The following is a 16,407-nucleotide window of genomic DNA, read 5'->3' on the forward strand; positions in this document are numbered from 1 at the left end:
AGTTTAGGCCCCGGTGACGGTGACCGAGGTGTTGGGTTCAAGTTTAACAGTGCCGATTTTGCGAATATGCGCCTCGACCACATCCCAGATGGGCGGGCCTTCGGTGCCCTCATTGACGCTTGCCCAGCCGGCCACGGTATAGGTGCGGGCAGGGTCAATCGCCTCACCTGTCTTCAGGTGGGTCATGTTGGAAATGCGGCTGCCCATCGTCGCATTCACGTCGATGGCATAGCCCATGCCGCCCACGCGCACCATGTCGCCGCCTTGCTGGTAATAGGGGTCGACGTTGAACAGGTTGTCGGCCACGTCCTCAAGAATGACGTTCAGGAATTCACCTGTCATTTCAGTGCGGTAGCAGTTTGGATAGGTCATCGAGGTGGCGTTGTAGATGTCTTCGCGGGTGATGTTTTCACCCGGCATCACCGATGCCCCCCAACGCACACCGGGCGACATGACGATTTCGGCGTCACGTTCCGACAGCATGGCGTTGCAGATCAGATCATCCCACGTGCCATTAAAGTTGCCGCGACGATAAAGCAGGCTGTCGGTGGTGCCGATCACTTCCTCTAGCTGGTCTTTGTAAGGTGCGCGTTCAGCGTCGATCAGCGCGGCCATTTCAGGATCCGGCGTAATCACGTCCGAGAAGATCGGGATCAGCTTGTGGCGGAAGCCCATCATCTTGCCATCGCGCACGTCAAGGTCAACGCGGCTGACGTATTTTCCGTGTGAGCCGGACGCGATCAGGATGGTTTCACCCACCAAAACAGGTTCGGGAATGGCGTCATGGGTGTGGCCGGTCAGGATAACGTCGATGCCGGTGACACGGGATGCCATCTTACGGTCAACATCAAAGCCGTTGTGCGACAGCACGACAACCAGATCGGCGCCTGCGGCGCGGACCTCATCCACCATCTCCTGCATACGCTCATCACGGATACCGAACGAGTATTCGGGGAACATCCAGCCTGGGTTGGCGATCGGCATATAGGGGAAGGCTTGGCCGATAACAGCGACCTTGCTGCCACCACGTTCAAACCATGTATAGGGGTCAAACGCGGGTTCATCCCACTCTTTGTCAAAGATGTTCTGACCGAGGAACGGGAAGGGCAGGCCGTCGACGATTTCCTTGACGCGCTCGGTACCAAAGGTCCATTCCCAATGCGAGGTCATCGCCTCCGTGCCAAGCTGGTTCATCACGTTGACCATATCCTGACCTTTGGTCAAAAGGCTGGTCATCGAGCCGTGCCAAGTATCGCCGCCGTCCAGAATAATCGCCTCGGGGCGGTCGGCGCGGATGGATTTTACAACAGTGGCCACACGGTCCATGCCACCCATTTTGCCGTATGCTTTGCCAAGCGAGGTGAAATCCTCATAGGTCAGGGCATAGGCCTCGGGCGAGCCGGGTTTCAGGTTGAACTGTTTAATGAAATCGGCACCGGTCACATGCGGCGGCACGCCTTTCACATCGCCCACACCGATGTTGATTTCAGGTTCACGGAACCAGATCGGTTTTAGCTGGGCGTGAATGTCGGTGATATGCACCAAGGTGATGTTGCCGAACGCATCAAACTGCAGCAGCTGATCTTGGGTTAGCACCTGTTGGGCGGCAAGACGTGCCCAATTGCCAACGCCAGACGCGCCGTAAAGCGCCGATGCGGCCACGGAGGCCTGTAAAAACTCGCGGCGCGAGATCATGATGCGTTCCTTTCGTTACAGACCTTTCCCGTTCACCCAAATGAGTGTGAAAGGCCGAAGACAGATTTTCAAAAATTTTCAAACGAATGCGGGCGCCCGCAGATGGGGCGCCCGTAAGGGTTAGTTGCGGACCGAAACGCCTTCGACCGCCAAACCATTGCCGCGTGCAGCGACATAGAGTTCCAGCGCGTTGAATTCGTCCGAGCCGATTTTGAAGGTTTCGGCGCGGGTATCACGCACGCAGCCAACAAAACGGCCCTGTGCGGTGGTCAGCTTGGTGTCTTTCAGGCGGTAAACCGGAAAGCCGTTGGTCTGACCTTGGGACAAATGGTCCGAGCGGATGTAGTTGCCGTAATTATCCTCATGGCAGTTAGAGCAAGACAGCTCCAGCTGGCCATAACGGGTGTAATACATCTCTTTGCCCATCTCATAGAAAGGGGCAGCGGCACCATCAACGGCGACATTCATAATCTCGCCACGCGATTGCACCGAGATCAGCGCCATAACATCGGTCAAGGATTCGGATTTATCACCCCAAGCCTCGGCACCCATGCGATTGGTGCGGCAGTCGTTGATATAAGCCTCGATGTTCATCAGCTTGCCGGTTTTGGCATCCACACGCGGGGTCACTGCGCGCAGGCCCTTCATGCTTTCGGGGCCCTCGTGGCACGAAGCGCAAGATTTGCCCTCGGTACCATCAACGGCGTTCCAGCTGTCCAAACCACGATCGGCATAGATCATGCCTGGATTGTCGAAGTCATCGGCTTGCATCGAGCGGGTGTCTGCATCCCGGAAATGCCAGCCCGAATACAGCTCGGGCAGGGCACCATCAAGATGGGCTGCAGGCGCTGCTTTGGTGGTGATTTCGGTACCGTCGATAACAAGCGTGTCATCGGCAGCCTCGGCGTTGGCCATGCCCGTAAAGGCAAAGCCAAGCATTGCGGTAGCGGCCAGTGCCGTCTTGATTGTCCGCGGCGTCATATTGTTTCCTCCCTATATGTTGCTACGGAAATCAGGCGAATTCGATAGGCTTGCTGTCTTCGTAGACAGAGCCATCGTCATCATACCAAGTGAACTTGAACTCACCCGCTTCACCGATCATCGCTTCGAATTCGATGTAAGGGTTGGTCGAGATTGCCGGTTCAAGCGTCACGTCGATCACGTTTTTGCCGTTAAAATCGCAGGTAAAACGGTTGATGATCGAACGCGGGATCAGCGCGCCATCTTTGTCCTTGCGCTGGCCAGATTCCATCGGGTGGCTGATCAGCGTTTTCAGAACAACGGCCTCGCCAGCCTTGGCTGACTTCGGCACTTTTACGCGGGGTTTTACGTCGTTTGCCATGTTTCTATCTCCCTATCTCAGCCGCCGCAGCCGCCGATGGTGACCTTAACTTCCGAAGACGTGCGAACGAAGGTGCCGTCTGCCAGTTTGGCAATCGCAACAACGTCTTGTGTCTTGGATAGACGAATACGGGTCGAGGCAGCGTGCGCCCCGGCCAGTTCGCCAAAGTTAAAGGTCGCAACGGCAGGCGTCGGGTTGCCCGCAGCCAAAATCAGAATCGACGACGCGCCGGGTGCAGCAACCGATACAGGAACGGTGTTGCCGTTTTCAGCGATTTCAGGCGCAGTCAGTGTAACGCCAGCGCCGTCGGTTACAGCAGCACCACCGGTAAAGGCAGCAACAGCTTCATCCACGCTTGCCAAGGCAGACATTGGGATCGCAGCTGCGGCTACGCTTCCCAAAGCAAGCACAAGGGCTTCTCTTCTTGAAAGGATCATTCCTTCACTCCTCAGTCACGTCCGGATATGCCGGACAGGGGTGTCACGGGTTTATTCTTTGAACGTTAGCAAATAGGCGACAACGTCTTCGACTTGCTGCGCGTTCAAAATAGGTGGCAGCGGCTCTGTGCCTGCTTTGCCGGTATAGGCATCGCCCGGGCGGATATAGCCGGATGTTTTATAGAACGAGGGCATAACGGTGCCATCGAACGTCATTTTTGCGTTGGCAACGAGCCCGCGCAGCTGTTCTGGCGTCCAACGGTCGGCTGCGCCGTCAAGCGCGGGGCCAACTGTGCCGGGGAAAGGAATGTCCTTGCTGATTTCTGCCGCGTGGCAGGCAACGCAATTCCCCAAACCGGCGGTCGAAAAGACCTTTTTGCCGTCTTCCGCATTTCCTGCGGTGCCGGAAAGTGATTGTGCGATGGCACCGTCCGTGAATTCCACGTTTTCCGGTGCAACCTCTGCCATGGCGACAGTTGCGCTAAGCGCAGAAATAGCCATGCCAATAATAATATGGCGCTTCATTCGAAGACCTCCCTGTTTCCTCCGAATCTGAGGATAGACCAAGCATCCCACAGTATGCAATAATGATATTTCAATTATTGCATATATTCCCAATTGTTAGCGCTACCGTGTGGCTAACAGTTAAGATCGGGTCAAAATGCACCGGCAGAGGGGGCTTCGATATGTGATTTTCCCTTAACCTGGGTCCGCCATTGTGCGGGCCAGATACTTTTGGAAGTGTTCGCCAGTTAGATATTCCTTGTCCTTTACCCAAGTCAAGAGAGCGGCGGTCGTGCCTTTTCCAAACGCGCCGGGCATCGAGACAATGGCGGCTTGCTGCGCCGTTTTGCCGTCCTCAACCTCTTCGGGAAAAAACATCATGGTGGGGGTGAAAACAACGCCCCAACGCTGTGCCATTTCCTTTTCAGGCAGCACTGTGCCGTCGAAATCTGCCACCTCAACATCACCAAAAAGGTTCATCTGCACAACGAAATAGGTGTCACGGATCAGCGCGTCGATCTTGGGGTCGGGAAACACCTCTTCATGCATCTTTGTGCAATAAATGCAGCCGCGCTGCTCCCAAATCACCAGCAGGCGCTTTCCGTCGGTGTTGGCCTCGTGCAGATCCTCGCGCAGGTCTTTGAACGTGTCGCGTAGCCACGTCGGTTTGTGCAGCCCATCATCGCCCAATTCAGCGGCTGAAACAGGCAGTGCAAGGGCGATTAGAGTCGCAATCGTAGCAAAAATACGGGTCATCATGGCCTCCTCGTAAAAACAGTCTTATTTCAGCGTACCGGACCAATCAAAATTCCGGATCATAAAATCGGCAATGTAATTGACCGAGTTTGTTGCGATGAGAATTGCAAAAACAATCAGCATCGCGCCCATCACCTTTTCAACATAGCCAAGGTATTTGCGGTTGCGCCCAACCCAGGCCAGAAACGGCTTGGCAAACAATGCGGCGATCACAAACGGCAAGGTCATCGCCATGCCGTAAACAAACAACAGCAACCCACCTTGCCACAGATCGCCCATCCCGCTGGCAACCATCAAAATCGCCGCCAGCGCCGGCCCGACGCAAGGTGTCCAGCCAAAGCCAAAGGCAAGGCCCATCACATAGGCGCCAATAAAGCTCGACGGTTCGGTTTTGGCATCCAACCGCGCCTCACGGTACAAAAATGGTACTTTTACAATGCCAAGGAAGTGTAGGCCAAATACCAACAACACTGCCGCCGCCACATAGGAAAGCTGGTCTTTCCACTGAATAAACGCCTGCCCCAAGGCAGTCGCCCCCAGCCCCAGCAAAACAAAGATGGTGGTCACACCCAAGGCAAAGGCAATCGCCGACCCAACCAACCGCTTTTGTGCCCCCGGTGCAATGCCGCCATCGCTGCGCAATTCCTGCATCGAAATCCCAGCCATATATGACAGGTAAAACGGCACCATCGGCAAAATGCAGGGCGACAAAAAGCTCAACAGCCCTGCCAGCGCCGCCCCACCATAACTAATCTCAAACATATCCCCCGCCCTCATTCATCTTGGCAAAAATACCTCACGGGGGGTCCGGGGGGCGTGAAGTCCCCCGGCGTCCGCCGCAAGCGCAAGCTTTCAAGGCACTTGCGTTGATACTGATTCATATTACAATGTGAATATATTTTAGCAGGTCGTCAATCATGCTCGTCGCCGCCAAAGCCATCCGCTCTCTCTTTCGTCACTGCGCCTTTGCGCTTGGCCTTTGGCTGGCGACATCTGTCTTCGCCGTCACCCAAGCTGCCGCCCAAGAGGTCACGCTTTATATGGTCGAGCAGCCTGGCTGCATTTACTGCGCGCGTTGGAATGCCGAGGTGGGCGATGCCTATGAAAAAACCGCCGAGGGCCGCGCCGCCCCGTTAAAGCGTATTCAGTTGCGCGACCCATTGCCCGACGGTGTCAGCTTTGAGCGCAAAGCTGTGTTCACGCCGACCTTTATTTTGGTGCAAAACGGGCAGGAATTGGAACGGATCGAAGGCTATCCCGGCGAAGATTTCTTTTACGGGATGTTGGGTGTGATGCTGAAAAACGCTGGTATCACTCTGGAATAAATCACTATCACGGTTTGTTTTTTGCAGATAGGCAGAGCTTTGTGCCATAAGCAGCAAAACAAAAGGGCAAAATCGCCCAAAGCTGAGGGAGAGGGTAGGGGATGCCAGCCAACACAGCCAGACCAGACCCTAACATGACCGGTGCAAATTGTGCCGTGATCTCGCCTGAAAAAATGGTGGAAAACGCTGTAGATGCAGCGAATTTTCTGAAAGCCTTGGCGCATGAAGGGCGGCTGATGATCCTGTGTCACCTGTCCTCTGGCCCCAAAAGTGTGACCGAGTTGGAAAACCTGCTGTCGTCTCGGCAAGCGGCGGTCAGCCAGCAGCTTGCCCGTTTGCGGCTCGAAGGTCTCGTCTCGGCGCAACGTGATGGCAAGACCATCATTTATTCCCTGCAAGACCCCAAAGTTCTGCGTGCGGTCGCACTGATTTATGATCTTTTTTGTGACCCTCACTAAGTACGGCAAGAAAAAGGGCTGACCATGGAAAACCTACCTTTTGGCATCTGGGCGGCCTTGGCGGGGCTGATAGCGGGCATTGTGCTTGGCCTCTCGGCGCGGTTGGGTGAGTTTTGTACCCTTGGCGCGCTCGAAACCGCACTTTACGGCGACGATCAGCGGCGACTGCGGCTGTGGGGGGTAGTGCTGGGCGTTGCCATTTTTGGCACCTATCTGTGCGGTAGCCTTGGGCTTATCGATATTGGTGCCAGTTTTTACCACCAAATTGCGTGGGACCCCTCCGCCTCGATCATCGGTGGCTTGCTGTTTGGCTATGGTATGGCGATGGCGGGCAACTGCGGCTTTGGCGCGCTTGTGCGGTTTGGTGGGGGCGATTTGCGGTCATTGGTGGTTGTCGTAGTGATGGGTGTTTTTGCCTTTATCGTCCTGTCTGGTCCGTTGGCACCACTGCGGATTGCACTGTTTTCCCAAGCCGGTTCCACAGGGCCGCAGGGCATTGCCTATGCTGTGCAGGCTTGGACCGGCTTGCCGCCGCTGCTGACGGCTGGGGCGATTGCGCTGGGTTTGCTGGCTTGGGCGCTGGCGCATAAAGGCTTGCGCCGCGCGCCACTGCAATTGGCGTGGGGTGTTGCGGCAGGGCTTGCTGTGGTCTGGTCGTTTGTCGCGACAAGCTGGTTGGCAGAGGCAAGCTTTGGCGAGGTGCAGGTCGAAGGCCTGTCCTTTACCGCGCCTTTGGGCCGCACGATTCTTTGGTTAATGACCTCAACCGCTGGCGGCATCTCATTCTCGGTCGGCACGGTATGTGGCGTTCTGGTTGGCGCGCTCGCGGGGTCGCTTTGGCGGGGGCTGTTTCGGTGGGAGGCCTGTGAAGACCCACGCGAATTGGGGCGGCAGGTATCGGGCGCTGCTATGATGGGCGTGGGCGGTGTTATTGCGCTTGGCTGTTCGGTCGGCCAAGGCGTATCAGCTTTTGCCACGCTGGCATGGTCGGGGCCGGTCACTTTGGCGGCGATTGTCTTGGGTGCGGTGATCGGGTTGCGGCGGCTTATTGGTGGGTTTCAGCCGGATTAGAGCCATTTGCAACCGTCAGCTTTACCCCTGCCTGCTTTAACCCGCTGGCGATTGGGTCGGAAACGGGCGCATCGGTAAACAGCGCATCCAGTCCGTCAAAGCCACAAACCGTCACCAACCCGCGCCGCCCGAATTTGGTGGCATCGGTAATCAGCACCCGCCGTTCGGCCCGCGACAGCAAGGCGCGCGCAAATTCCATCTCGGACTCTTCATAATCCATCACCTCTGTGCCATCGACGGCCCCTGCCGAAATAAAGGCATGTGCCGCCGAAAATCCGGTTACAAACCGCACAGCTTGGGCGCCCAAAACAGCACCGCTATCGCCGATAATCTGACCACCCGCCAAAAACACGCGGTTGCCTTCGCCTGCGGCCAAAGTGCGAGCCGCATCGGTGGAGTTGGTGATGATTGTCAGCCGCTTATGCCCCGCCAAGGCCCGCGCAAGAAAGCTGGTCGTGGTGCCTGTATCCATCATCACCGCATCGCCGTGGCGCACGGTTGCGGAGGCTGCGGCGGCAATCGCCTGTTTGGCGGTGGCATTTTCGCGCATCCGGCGGCGAAAGGGTGCTTCGCCCGCCTGCGACGTCAGGCTAATCGCGCCATGCATCCGCAAAACCGCCCCGCCATCCACCAGCGGCCGAACATCACGGCGGATGGTCTCTAAACTGACCTCCATCGCCTCGGCCAGCGCTGAAATGGTCACCGTGCCTTGGGTATCCAGAATTTTTAGAATCTCAGCATGGCGTTTCGACAGCATATTTTACCTGCGGGGCGTGACCGATATTTAGGCAATATCGGGGTTATTCAGGCAAAACCAGTCATAAAAAGCACATAAAGCCACATAATGTGTTTGACACACTGCCAAACCCGCGCGTTACTTGACGCAATCAGACAAAATCAATTGGGGGTTTGGAATGAAGATCAATCACATGATGCGGCTTGGCGTCTCGGTTATCGCGCTTTCGGCGGGTGCGGCGATGGCGCAAGAGAGCACCGATCCGATCAAGCTGACGCTGCATGACTGGACCGGCCAGTTGATTACCACCGAATTGATGGGCTCTGTCCTGCAAAAGGCAGGCTATAATATTGAATATGTGCAGGCCGATTATCTTGCCCAATTCGCTGGGTTAGAGACAGGCGATCTGCATGTCGCGATGGAAATTTGGGAAACTACAGGCCGCGAGGCGATGGATGCCGCGACCGCCACTGGCAAAGTGGTGAACCTTGGGCCAACAGGGATGCAGGCCAAAGAAGAATGGTGGTATCCGTCCTATATGGTCGAGAAATGCCCCGGCCTGCCGAATTGGGAAGCGTTGAAAGAACCCGCATGTGCCGAGGCGTTCTCAACCGCCGAAACCGCGCCCAAAGGCCGGTATTTGGGTGGCCCCGTCACATGGGGCGGGTTTGATGAAGAGCGGATCGAAGCGCTTGATCTGCCGTTTGAGGTTATCCACGCTGGCACCGATGCGGCATTGTTTGCAGAGTTGGAATCCGCCGTGCAGCGTGAAGCGCCTGTAATGCTGTGGATCTATGCACCGCATTGGGCACCCGCCAAGTTTGAAGGCGATTGGGTCGCCTTTCCCGAATATACGCCCGAATGCTATAGCGACCCGGCTTGGGGTCTTAACCCCGATATGGCCTATGACTGCGGCAAGCCCTTTGGCGCGATTTGGAAGGTTGGCTGGGCCGGCCTAGCCGATAAATGGCCGGGTGCCGAAAAGGCGATCAAAGCGTTTACCATTGATAACAAAGAGATGGGCGCTATGATTACCGAGGTCGATCTGAACGACAGCTCCGTCGAGGCGGTCGTCGCGGATTGGATGGATAAGAATGAGGCGCGCTGGTCTGGCTGGATCAAGTGATCTGACCGCGTCGTTCCTCTGGCTGCTGCCCACGATCCCCTCATGGGTAGCGGCCCCCTTTTGCCGGAGACATTAGTGACGAACCCAGCGCCAAAATTGCTTTGCCGTGATGTGTGGAAGATCTTTGGCCCGAATGGTGCGGGCGTCTTGGCCGATGTGGGGCGGGACGCGACTGCCGCCCAATTTGCCGCGCGTGGCCATGTGGCGGCAGTGCGGTCTGTCGATCTGGCTGTAAATGAGGGCGAGATTTTTGTCATCATGGGGCTGTCTGGCTCTGGTAAATCGACATTAGTGCGATGTTTGTCACGTTTAATTGAGCCAACCTCGGGCGAGATCTGGTTTCATGGCCAAAACCTGTTGGCGGCCTCCGAGGCCGAGATGCGACAGTTGCGGCGGCACAAAATGGGCATGGTATTTCAGCATTTCGCCCTATTGCCGCATATGTCGGTTTTGCAAAACGTTGCCTTTCCGTTAGAGGTGCAGGGCGTGGCCCGTGCCGCACGCGAAGAAACTGCGCGCAAGATGATCGATCTTGTGGGCCTTGCGGGGCGCGAAACGTCTCTGCCAAGGCAGCTTTCTGGTGGGCAGCAACAACGGGTGGGCATTGCGCGGTCGCTTGCCGCCGACCCCGAGCTGTGGTTTTTGGATGAGCCCTTTTCGGCACTAGACCCGCTGATCCGGCGCGAAATGCAGGATGAATTCATGCGCCTGCAATCGGTGCTGAAAAAGACTATCGTTTTCATTACGCATGACTTTGATGAAGCGATCCGTCTGGCCGATAAAATTGCGATTATGAAAGATGGGGCGGTGGTGCAGCAGGGCACGCCCGAAGATATCGTTTTGAACCCCGCGACAGATTATGTCGCCGAATTCACCCGCGCCGTACCGCGGGCCAAGGTGGTGCGGGTGGCCAGCGTGATGCAGCCCGCCAGCGGCGATCAGCCCACGGCGACCATTGCCGCCAGCGCCAAGGTGGCGGAGGCGGCCCCACTGTTTTTAACCGAAACTGTGCTGCGGGTTGTGGATGCGCAGGGCGAAACCCTTGGGCATTTGCGGCGCGACGATGTTGTTGCCCTGATGTTGGGGGGCTAGGGTCATGCGGGCGGCAATTTGGTTGGCTGTTTTGGGTGGTTTCTGGCTGTTTACAGCCCTTGCCCAGCCGCTCTTGCCTTGGGCATTTGACTGGCCCAAAGCAAATGTAATGCCTGCCGCCAAATGGATTTCGGCCTTTACCAAATGGCTGCTGAATGACGCAAGCTTTGGTCTGTTTACCTTTCAGGAACTGACGCGCTGGATTTCGGCTATTGTCGAGGCGCCGTACCGGTTGGTCACAGGCCTGCTGTCGGCAGGTGCCGCCGAGGTGCCGCCGCTATCGTGGCTGGCCGTTGTTATTTTGGCGGCCTTGATCGGGCACCGTGTTGGCGGGATACGATTGGCCCTGCTGTCAGGCACGTGTTTTTTGTTTGTCGCCGTGTTCGGGCAATGGACAAGTGCGATGATAACGTTGGCTTCGATTTTGATCGCTGTGCCGATCGGGGTGGTTGGTGGCGTGGCGTTGGGCCTTGCTGCCTATCGTTGGCCTTGGGTCGCGCGGGCCATCACGCCGCTGCTGGACCTGATGCAAACCATCCCTGTATTCGCCTATTTAGTACCGATTTTGATCCTTTTCGGCTTTGGCCCTGTGGCTGCCGTGATCGCTACGGTCATCTATGCCATGCCGCCCATGACACGGATCACCCAGCTGTCGTTGCAGCGCATACCGGATGAGTTGCGCGATCTTGGCAATATGGTGGGCTGTTCGCGCCGGCAGATGACGTGGCGGGTGATGGTGCCCTCGGCCAAAGCGGGGCTGATGGTGGGCGTTAACCAAGTGATCATGTTGTCGTTGAACATGGTGATTATTGCTTCGATGATCGGGGCAGGGGGTCTTGGGTTTGACGTGCTTGCAGCACTGCGGCGGCTTGATTTCGGTGCAGGGCTAGAGGCGGGTTTTGCCATCGTCGCCCTTGCGATTGCGCTGGACCGGATTTCACAGGCCGCGGCACAAGAGCGGCCTGTGTCCGCAACCGCGCGTAATGCCTATGTTTTGGCGGCATTCGTGACGATTGGGCTGGCCGGTTTGGCGGCTACTATCATGCCCGCAGTGCAAACCTATCCCGAGGCATGGCAGCTTTCCACAGGTACATTTTGGAGCCGGGTTGTCGCGTGGATTAACGTCAATTACTTTGATGTCTTAGAGGCCACCAAAAACGCGCTGTTGCTGAATGTGCTGATCCCGTTCAAGCGGTTCTTGATCGGCCTGCCTTGGGCCGGTGTTGCGCTGCTTATGGGCTTTGTCGGCTGGCGTTTGCAAGGTGCGCGTTTGGCGGTGTTGGTCACAGTTTTGGTGGTTCTGATCGCCGCGACGGGGCTTTGGGACAAGGCGATGACAACCGTTTACCTGTGCGGCATCTCGGTAGCGATTGCGATGTTGATCGGGCTGCCTATCGGCGTGTTGGCGGCGGAACGCGACAGCCTGTGGCGCTGGGTGCGACTGGCGATTGACACGCTGCAAACCCTGCCATCCTTTGTGTATTTGATGCCTGCTGTAATGCTGTTTCGGGTGGGCGATTTCACGGCGATGATCGCGGTTGTGGCCTATGCGATTGCGCCCGCGATCCGCTATACCGCGCTGGGGTTGCAAGCCGTGGACCCAAGGCTGATCGAGGCAGGGCGTGCCATGGGCTGCACAAATTGGCAGATTCTGACGCGCATAAAACTGCGGCTGGCGCTGCCCGAAATCATGCTGGGGGTGAACCAAACCATCATGTTCGCGCTTTCAATGCTGGTGATTACGGCCTTGGTCGGCACGCGTGATTTGGGGCAAGAGGTGTATATCTCGCTGACCAAAGCCGATTCTGGGCGCGGCTTGGTTGCAGGGCTGGCGGTGGCCTTTGTCGCGATTATCGCCGATCGGCTGATCAATGCGGCGGCTGCGCGGGCGCGGGCAGGCTTGGGTCTGGTGGAGGGCAGCAATGGTCGATGAGCGGATTTTGGCGCTGCCTTGCTGGCAGGGTAAGGTGACGGCCGAACCGCTTTCGGGCGGGCTGTCGAATGAGATTTGGAAGGTGACCGACGTCGCTGGGTCGCATGTCGTGCGCTTTGGCGTTGATTACCCGTTCCACCACGTCAACCGCGCCCGCGAGGCGATGGTTTCACGCGCCGCCCATGCCTGCGGTTTTGCGCCTGCGGTGGAATATACGACGGCGGGTGTGATGGTGACAGAATTCGTACAGGCGCGGACTTGGACTGCTGCGGATGTGGCCTTGAATCCAGCGCGTACCGCGAATTTTCTACGAAAATTCCACCACGATATGCCAATGGTCGTTTCCGGTGAGGCATCGCTGTTTTGGGTGTTTCATGTGATCCGCGATTATGCGCGCACCCTGAACGGGTCGCGTCACAATGCCATTCTGCCGGAATACGTGGCGCTCTCGGCTGTGTTAGAGACGATTCAAGTGCCGTTGCCGATCGTCTTTTCGCACAACGACTTGTTGCCCGCGAATATACTGGAAGACGATGCGCGGTTGTGGCTGATCGATTATGAATACGCAGGCTTTTCGACGCCCCTGTTTGATCTGGCAGGGGCCGCCTCAAACGCCGAGATGACGCAAAAACAGTCTCTAACCTTGCTAAATACTTACTTTGGCAAGCCCGCTGATGCACCGCTTTTACAGGCATTCGAGGCGATGAAAGTTGCGGCGCTGTTGCGCGAAACCATGTGGGCGATGGTCTCTGATCTGCATCTCTCGGCGCCGGGTGCCAATTATGCCGCCTACATCACGGAAAACCAATCCCGGCTTGCGGCGCAGATTGCCGCCTATCAGGCCCTCTACGGAAAGCTATTGTCATGACTTTGCCCATCCATGCCCAGGTTGTTGTTATTGGCGGCGGTATTATCGGCTGCTCGACCGCCTATCATTTGGCCAAAGACCACGGTGCCGATGTGGTTTTGCTTGAACAAGGCAAGCTGACGTCGGGGTCGACGTGGCATGCGGCGGGGCTGGTGGGGCAGTTACGATCTTCGGCCTCTATTACAAAGGTTTTGAAATATTCGGTCGATTTGTACAAACGTCTAAGCGATGAGACGGGGCTGGAAACCGGCTGGAAAATGACCGGCTGCTTGCGGCTTGCCACAAATCAAGACCGTTGGACCGAATACAAACGGCTGGCAACCACGGCGGGCAGCTTTGGTATGGAAATGCACCTGATTTCGCCCGATGAGGTAAAGAGGATGTGGCCCTTGATGGATGTGGCCGATCTGGTTGGTGCCAGTTGGCTGCCCACCGATGGCCAAGCCAGCCCGTCTGATATCACCCAATCGCTGGCCAAAGGCGCGCGGATGCACGGGGCCAAGATTGTTGAGGGCGTGCGCGTTACCGGCTTTGCGATGGAAGGCGCGCGGATCACCGCCGTTCACACAACAAAAGGCACTATTATCGCGGAAAAGGTTATAAACTGTGCCGGACAATGGGCCCGCCAAGTGGGGGCAATGGCCGGTATTAACGTGCCCCTACAACCGGTAAAGCACCAATACATCATCACCGACCCGATTGCAGGCCTGTCGCCCGATGCGCCGACTTTGCGCGATCCGGATCGCCGGACCTACTTTAAGGAAGAGGTCGGCGGCCTTGTGATGGGCGGGTATGAGCCTAACCCCCAGCCGTGGGTGACAGGCGATGTGCCCAATGACTGGGAATTCGGCCTGTTTGGTGATGATTTCGATCATTTTGAACAGCATATGGAGCAAGCCATGCACCGCGTGCCCGCATTGGCAACGGCGGGCGTCAAGCAGATGATAAACGGCTCGGAAAGCTTTACCCCCGATGGTAATTTTATCCTTGGCCGCGCGATGGAATGCGAAAACATGTATGTCGGCGCGGGCTTTAACGCCTTTGGCATTGCCTCGGGTGGGGGCGCAGGTTGGGTGCTGGCGGAATGGGCAATGACCGGCGAGGCGCCGTTGGACCTGTGGGCCGTCGATATTTTGCGATTTTCCGATATGCACCGTGACAGACAATGGGTGTGTGACCGAACGTTAGAGGCTTATGGAAAACACTACACCATCGGTTTCCCGCATGAGGAATACACCAGCGGGCGCCCTAGGATTGTGTCGCCACTCTTCGCCCGCCTAAAGGCCAAAGGGGCGGTGTTTGGCTCTAAATTAGGGTGGGAACGGCCAAATTGGTTCGCACGAAACGGGGTAGAGCCGCGTGATATTTATAGCATGGGGCGGCAAAATTGGTTTGCCGCAGTGGGCGAAGAACACGCCCATGTACGCGAACATGTGGGCCTGTTCGATCAAAGCTCGTTTGCCAAATATGAGCTGACAGGCCCAGCCGCCGCCGATGCTTTGGCCAAGATTTGCGCCGGGCATGTTGGGCGGCCCGTAGGGCGTGTGACTTATACACAGCTTTTGAACACGCGTGGCGGCATAGAGGCGGATCTTACCGTGGCGCGGCTGGCCGAGGATCATTTTTATATCGTCACCGGCACCGGCTTTCGTACGCATGATCAGGCCTGGATCGCCAGCCACCTGCCCAGCACGGGCTGCACCCTGCGTGATGTGACCGAGGCCTATGGTACGCTGTCACTTATGGGGCCAAAGGCGCGGGAAGTTTTGGCGGCGGTCACGTCAGAAAACGTTTCTAACACGGCATTTCCCTTTGGTACGGTGCAAGACATCAGGATCGCTGGCGCCCAAATTCGGGCGCTGCGGCTTACCTATGTTGGCGAGTTGGGCTGGGAATTGCATGTGCCGATTGCGGCGATTGGTGATGTGTATGATGCCCTAATGGCGGCGGGCCATCAATTACGGCCTGTGGGCTATCGCTGCTTGGAAAGTCTGCGGTTGGAAAAGGGTTATCGGGCGTGGTCGTCTGATATCACGCCGAATGACACGCCGATGGAGGCTGGGCTGGGCTGGGCCGTGCGCAAAGCAGATCAAGGGTTTATTGGCGCGCAGGCATTGGCAAAGGCGGGTCCGTTGACCAAACGCTTTGCCGGTTTTGCGCTGGATGACCCGGCAGCCGTTTTGGTGGGCCGCGAGACAGTTTTGCGCGACGGCGTGGCGGTTGGCTATCTGACATCGGGCGGGTATGGCTATACGATCGGCAAGTCGATTGGTTATGGCTATGTGCGAAATTCTAGCGGTGTTAGTGACGATTTTCTTGCCTCTGGCAACTATGCTTTGGTCGTCGCCTCGCAAACCTACCCTGCTAAAATCATGCTTGAGGCCCCGTTTGACCCAAGCAATTCACGTGTGAAGGCGTAGAACAATCGCGCGGCTGGGTGAGGTTGCTGCCTCACCCGGCATCGACACATAGGGCGGGGTTTCCTCAACCAAGGTTAGCACGCCCGCGGCAACCAAGCGGTCAACCTCACGGTCAAAACCACCTTCCCAGACCGTGCCTTTTACGGTGGCGACGATAAAACCACCCGCTTGGGTAATGCGGACCAGCTCGTCCAAGGCCTCGGCGCCCACATGGCCGGTCGTAAAGACGCCGGTACATAGAATGGCGGCATAGGTTGCATCGGCAAAAGGCAGCGCCCCGCCAAGCGCGAGATTGTGCAGCTGTGAATACACGCCTTTGCGTGCCGCCGCGGCCAGCATTCCTGCTGAAATATCAAGCGCTTCTACGTCTGGAAAGCCGATAATCCCCATCCACTCGCCCACCATTCCGGTGCCTGCGCCTGCGTCCAGAATCGGGCCTGCGCCGCGCGGCAGGTGGCGGGCGAGCAGCGCGAGTGCTACCGAAGGGTGACGATACCCCGCCTTACGCATCTCATCCTCATAGGTTTCGGCCCATTTGTCATAGGCGGCCGCCACCTCGGTCGGCGCGGTGGCGGCATAGACTGCGCCCAAATGCCCGTCATGCGTGGATTGTCCCATGATCGCCCCCCGTCTGTTGCATAAAC

At 57.1% G+C, this 16,407-nt stretch carries 17 protein-coding genes; 8 read left to right on the top strand and 9 right to left on the bottom strand.

The window, feature by feature from the left end:
* Nucleotides 1-3 precede the first annotated feature (3 nt).
* The 7 genes from soxB to ACEN2J_RS08090 all read right to left on the bottom strand — a co-directional run bounded on the left by soxB (nt 4) and on the right by ACEN2J_RS08090 (nt 5,496).
* Entirely contained in the window at nt 4-1,695 is a 1,692-nt protein-coding gene (soxB, locus tag ACEN2J_RS08060) for a thiosulfohydrolase SoxB (protein WP_442104792.1), read from the bottom strand.
* Nucleotides 1,696-1,815: 120 nt separating this feature from the next.
* Entirely contained in the window at nt 1,816-2,676 is an 861-nt protein-coding gene (gene soxA / locus ACEN2J_RS08065; RefSeq protein ID WP_442104794.1) for a sulfur oxidation c-type cytochrome SoxA, read from the bottom strand.
* A gap of 31 nt (nt 2,677-2,707) precedes the next feature.
* Nucleotides 2,708-3,037 (bottom strand): thiosulfate oxidation carrier complex protein SoxZ, encoded by a 330-nt coding sequence (gene soxZ, locus ACEN2J_RS08070; RefSeq protein ID WP_022703643.1) that lies wholly within the window; start codon nt 3,035-3,037, stop codon nt 2,708-2,710.
* A 17-nt stretch (nt 3,038-3,054) separates the two neighbouring features.
* A complete protein-coding gene (gene soxY, locus ACEN2J_RS08075) occupies nt 3,055-3,474 on the bottom strand; it encodes a thiosulfate oxidation carrier protein SoxY (protein ID WP_442104797.1) in 420 nt (139 codons plus the stop codon).
* A 51-nt stretch (nt 3,475-3,525) separates the two neighbouring features.
* Nucleotides 3,526-3,999: a sulfur oxidation c-type cytochrome SoxX gene (gene soxX / locus ACEN2J_RS08080; RefSeq protein ID WP_442104799.1), complete on the bottom strand. Its 474-nt coding sequence runs from the start codon at nt 3,997-3,999 to the stop codon at nt 3,526-3,528.
* A gap of 174 nt (nt 4,000-4,173) precedes the next feature.
* A complete protein-coding gene (locus tag ACEN2J_RS08085) occupies nt 4,174-4,734 on the bottom strand; it encodes a thioredoxin family protein (RefSeq protein ID WP_442104801.1) in 561 nt (186 codons plus the stop codon).
* Nucleotides 4,735-4,758: 24 nt separating this feature from the next.
* Nucleotides 4,759-5,496 (bottom strand): cytochrome c biogenesis CcdA family protein, encoded by a 738-nt coding sequence (locus tag ACEN2J_RS08090; protein WP_442104803.1) that lies wholly within the window; start codon nt 5,494-5,496, stop codon nt 4,759-4,761.
* Between the two features lie 155 nt (nt 5,497-5,651).
* Between ACEN2J_RS08090 and ACEN2J_RS08095 the strand changes: the two genes are divergently transcribed.
* The 3 genes from ACEN2J_RS08095 to ACEN2J_RS08105 all read left to right on the top strand — a co-directional run bounded on the left by ACEN2J_RS08095 (nt 5,652) and on the right by ACEN2J_RS08105 (nt 7,588).
* On the top strand, nt 5,652-6,059 hold the full coding sequence (locus tag ACEN2J_RS08095; protein ID WP_442104805.1) for a thioredoxin family protein: 408 nt from the start codon (nt 5,652-5,654) through the stop codon (nt 6,057-6,059).
* A gap of 134 nt (nt 6,060-6,193) precedes the next feature.
* Nucleotides 6,194-6,517, top strand: coding sequence for an ArsR/SmtB family transcription factor (locus ACEN2J_RS08100; protein ID WP_442104806.1), 324 nt, complete (start codon nt 6,194-6,196; stop codon nt 6,515-6,517).
* 24 nt (nt 6,518-6,541) lie between these two features.
* The gene (locus ACEN2J_RS08105) at nt 6,542-7,588 is read left to right on the top strand and encodes a YeeE/YedE family protein (RefSeq protein ID WP_442104808.1); all 1,047 of its coding nucleotides are present in this window, start codon (nt 6,542-6,544) and stop codon (nt 7,586-7,588) included.
* On the opposite strand, the gene ACEN2J_RS08110 is transcribed toward ACEN2J_RS08105, so the two are convergent.
* A complete protein-coding gene (locus tag ACEN2J_RS08110; protein ID WP_442104809.1) occupies nt 7,563-8,345 on the bottom strand; it encodes a DeoR/GlpR family DNA-binding transcription regulator in 783 nt (260 codons plus the stop codon). The two genes, ACEN2J_RS08105 and ACEN2J_RS08110, sit on opposite strands and share 26 nt — an antisense overlap.
* A 157-nt stretch (nt 8,346-8,502) precedes the next feature.
* Here ACEN2J_RS08110 and ACEN2J_RS08115 point away from each other — a divergent pair, with 157 nt between their 5' ends.
* The 5 genes from ACEN2J_RS08115 to ACEN2J_RS08135 all read left to right on the top strand — a co-directional run bounded on the left by ACEN2J_RS08115 (nt 8,503) and on the right by ACEN2J_RS08135 (nt 15,763).
* Nucleotides 8,503-9,450 carry an ABC transporter substrate-binding protein gene (locus tag ACEN2J_RS08115; protein WP_442104810.1) on the top strand — a complete coding sequence of 316 codons (948 nt, stop codon included), beginning with the start codon at nt 8,503-8,505 and terminating at the stop codon, nt 9,448-9,450.
* A gap of 75 nt (nt 9,451-9,525) precedes the next feature.
* Nucleotides 9,526-10,542 (top strand): quaternary amine ABC transporter ATP-binding protein, encoded by a 1,017-nt coding sequence (locus ACEN2J_RS08120; RefSeq protein WP_442104811.1) that lies wholly within the window; start codon nt 9,526-9,528, stop codon nt 10,540-10,542.
* 4 nt (nt 10,543-10,546) lie between these two features.
* Nucleotides 10,547-12,475, top strand: a complete 1,929-nt coding sequence (locus ACEN2J_RS08125; RefSeq protein WP_442104813.1) for an ABC transporter permease — start codon at nt 10,547-10,549, stop codon at nt 12,473-12,475.
* Entirely contained in the window at nt 12,465-13,343 is an 879-nt protein-coding gene (locus ACEN2J_RS08130; protein ID WP_442104815.1) for a phosphotransferase, read from the top strand. The genes ACEN2J_RS08125 and ACEN2J_RS08130 overlap by 11 nt, the downstream gene beginning before the upstream one ends.
* A complete protein-coding gene (locus ACEN2J_RS08135; protein ID WP_442104817.1) occupies nt 13,340-15,763 on the top strand; it encodes a GcvT family protein in 2,424 nt (807 codons plus the stop codon). Before ACEN2J_RS08130 ends, ACEN2J_RS08135 begins: the two co-directional genes overlap by 4 nt.
* Here the strand turns inward: ACEN2J_RS08135 and ACEN2J_RS08140 are convergent.
* Nucleotides 15,746-16,381: a class I SAM-dependent DNA methyltransferase gene (locus ACEN2J_RS08140; protein WP_442104818.1), complete on the bottom strand. Its 636-nt coding sequence runs from the start codon at nt 16,379-16,381 to the stop codon at nt 15,746-15,748. The genes ACEN2J_RS08135 and ACEN2J_RS08140 overlap by 18 nt on opposite strands.
* Nucleotides 16,382-16,407 lie beyond the last annotated feature (26 nt).

The sequence above is a fragment of the Pseudorhodobacter sp. W20_MBD10_FR17 genome, from assembly GCF_052119765.1.
Classification (GTDB): Bacteria; Pseudomonadota; Alphaproteobacteria; order Rhodobacterales; family Rhodobacteraceae; genus Pseudorhodobacter.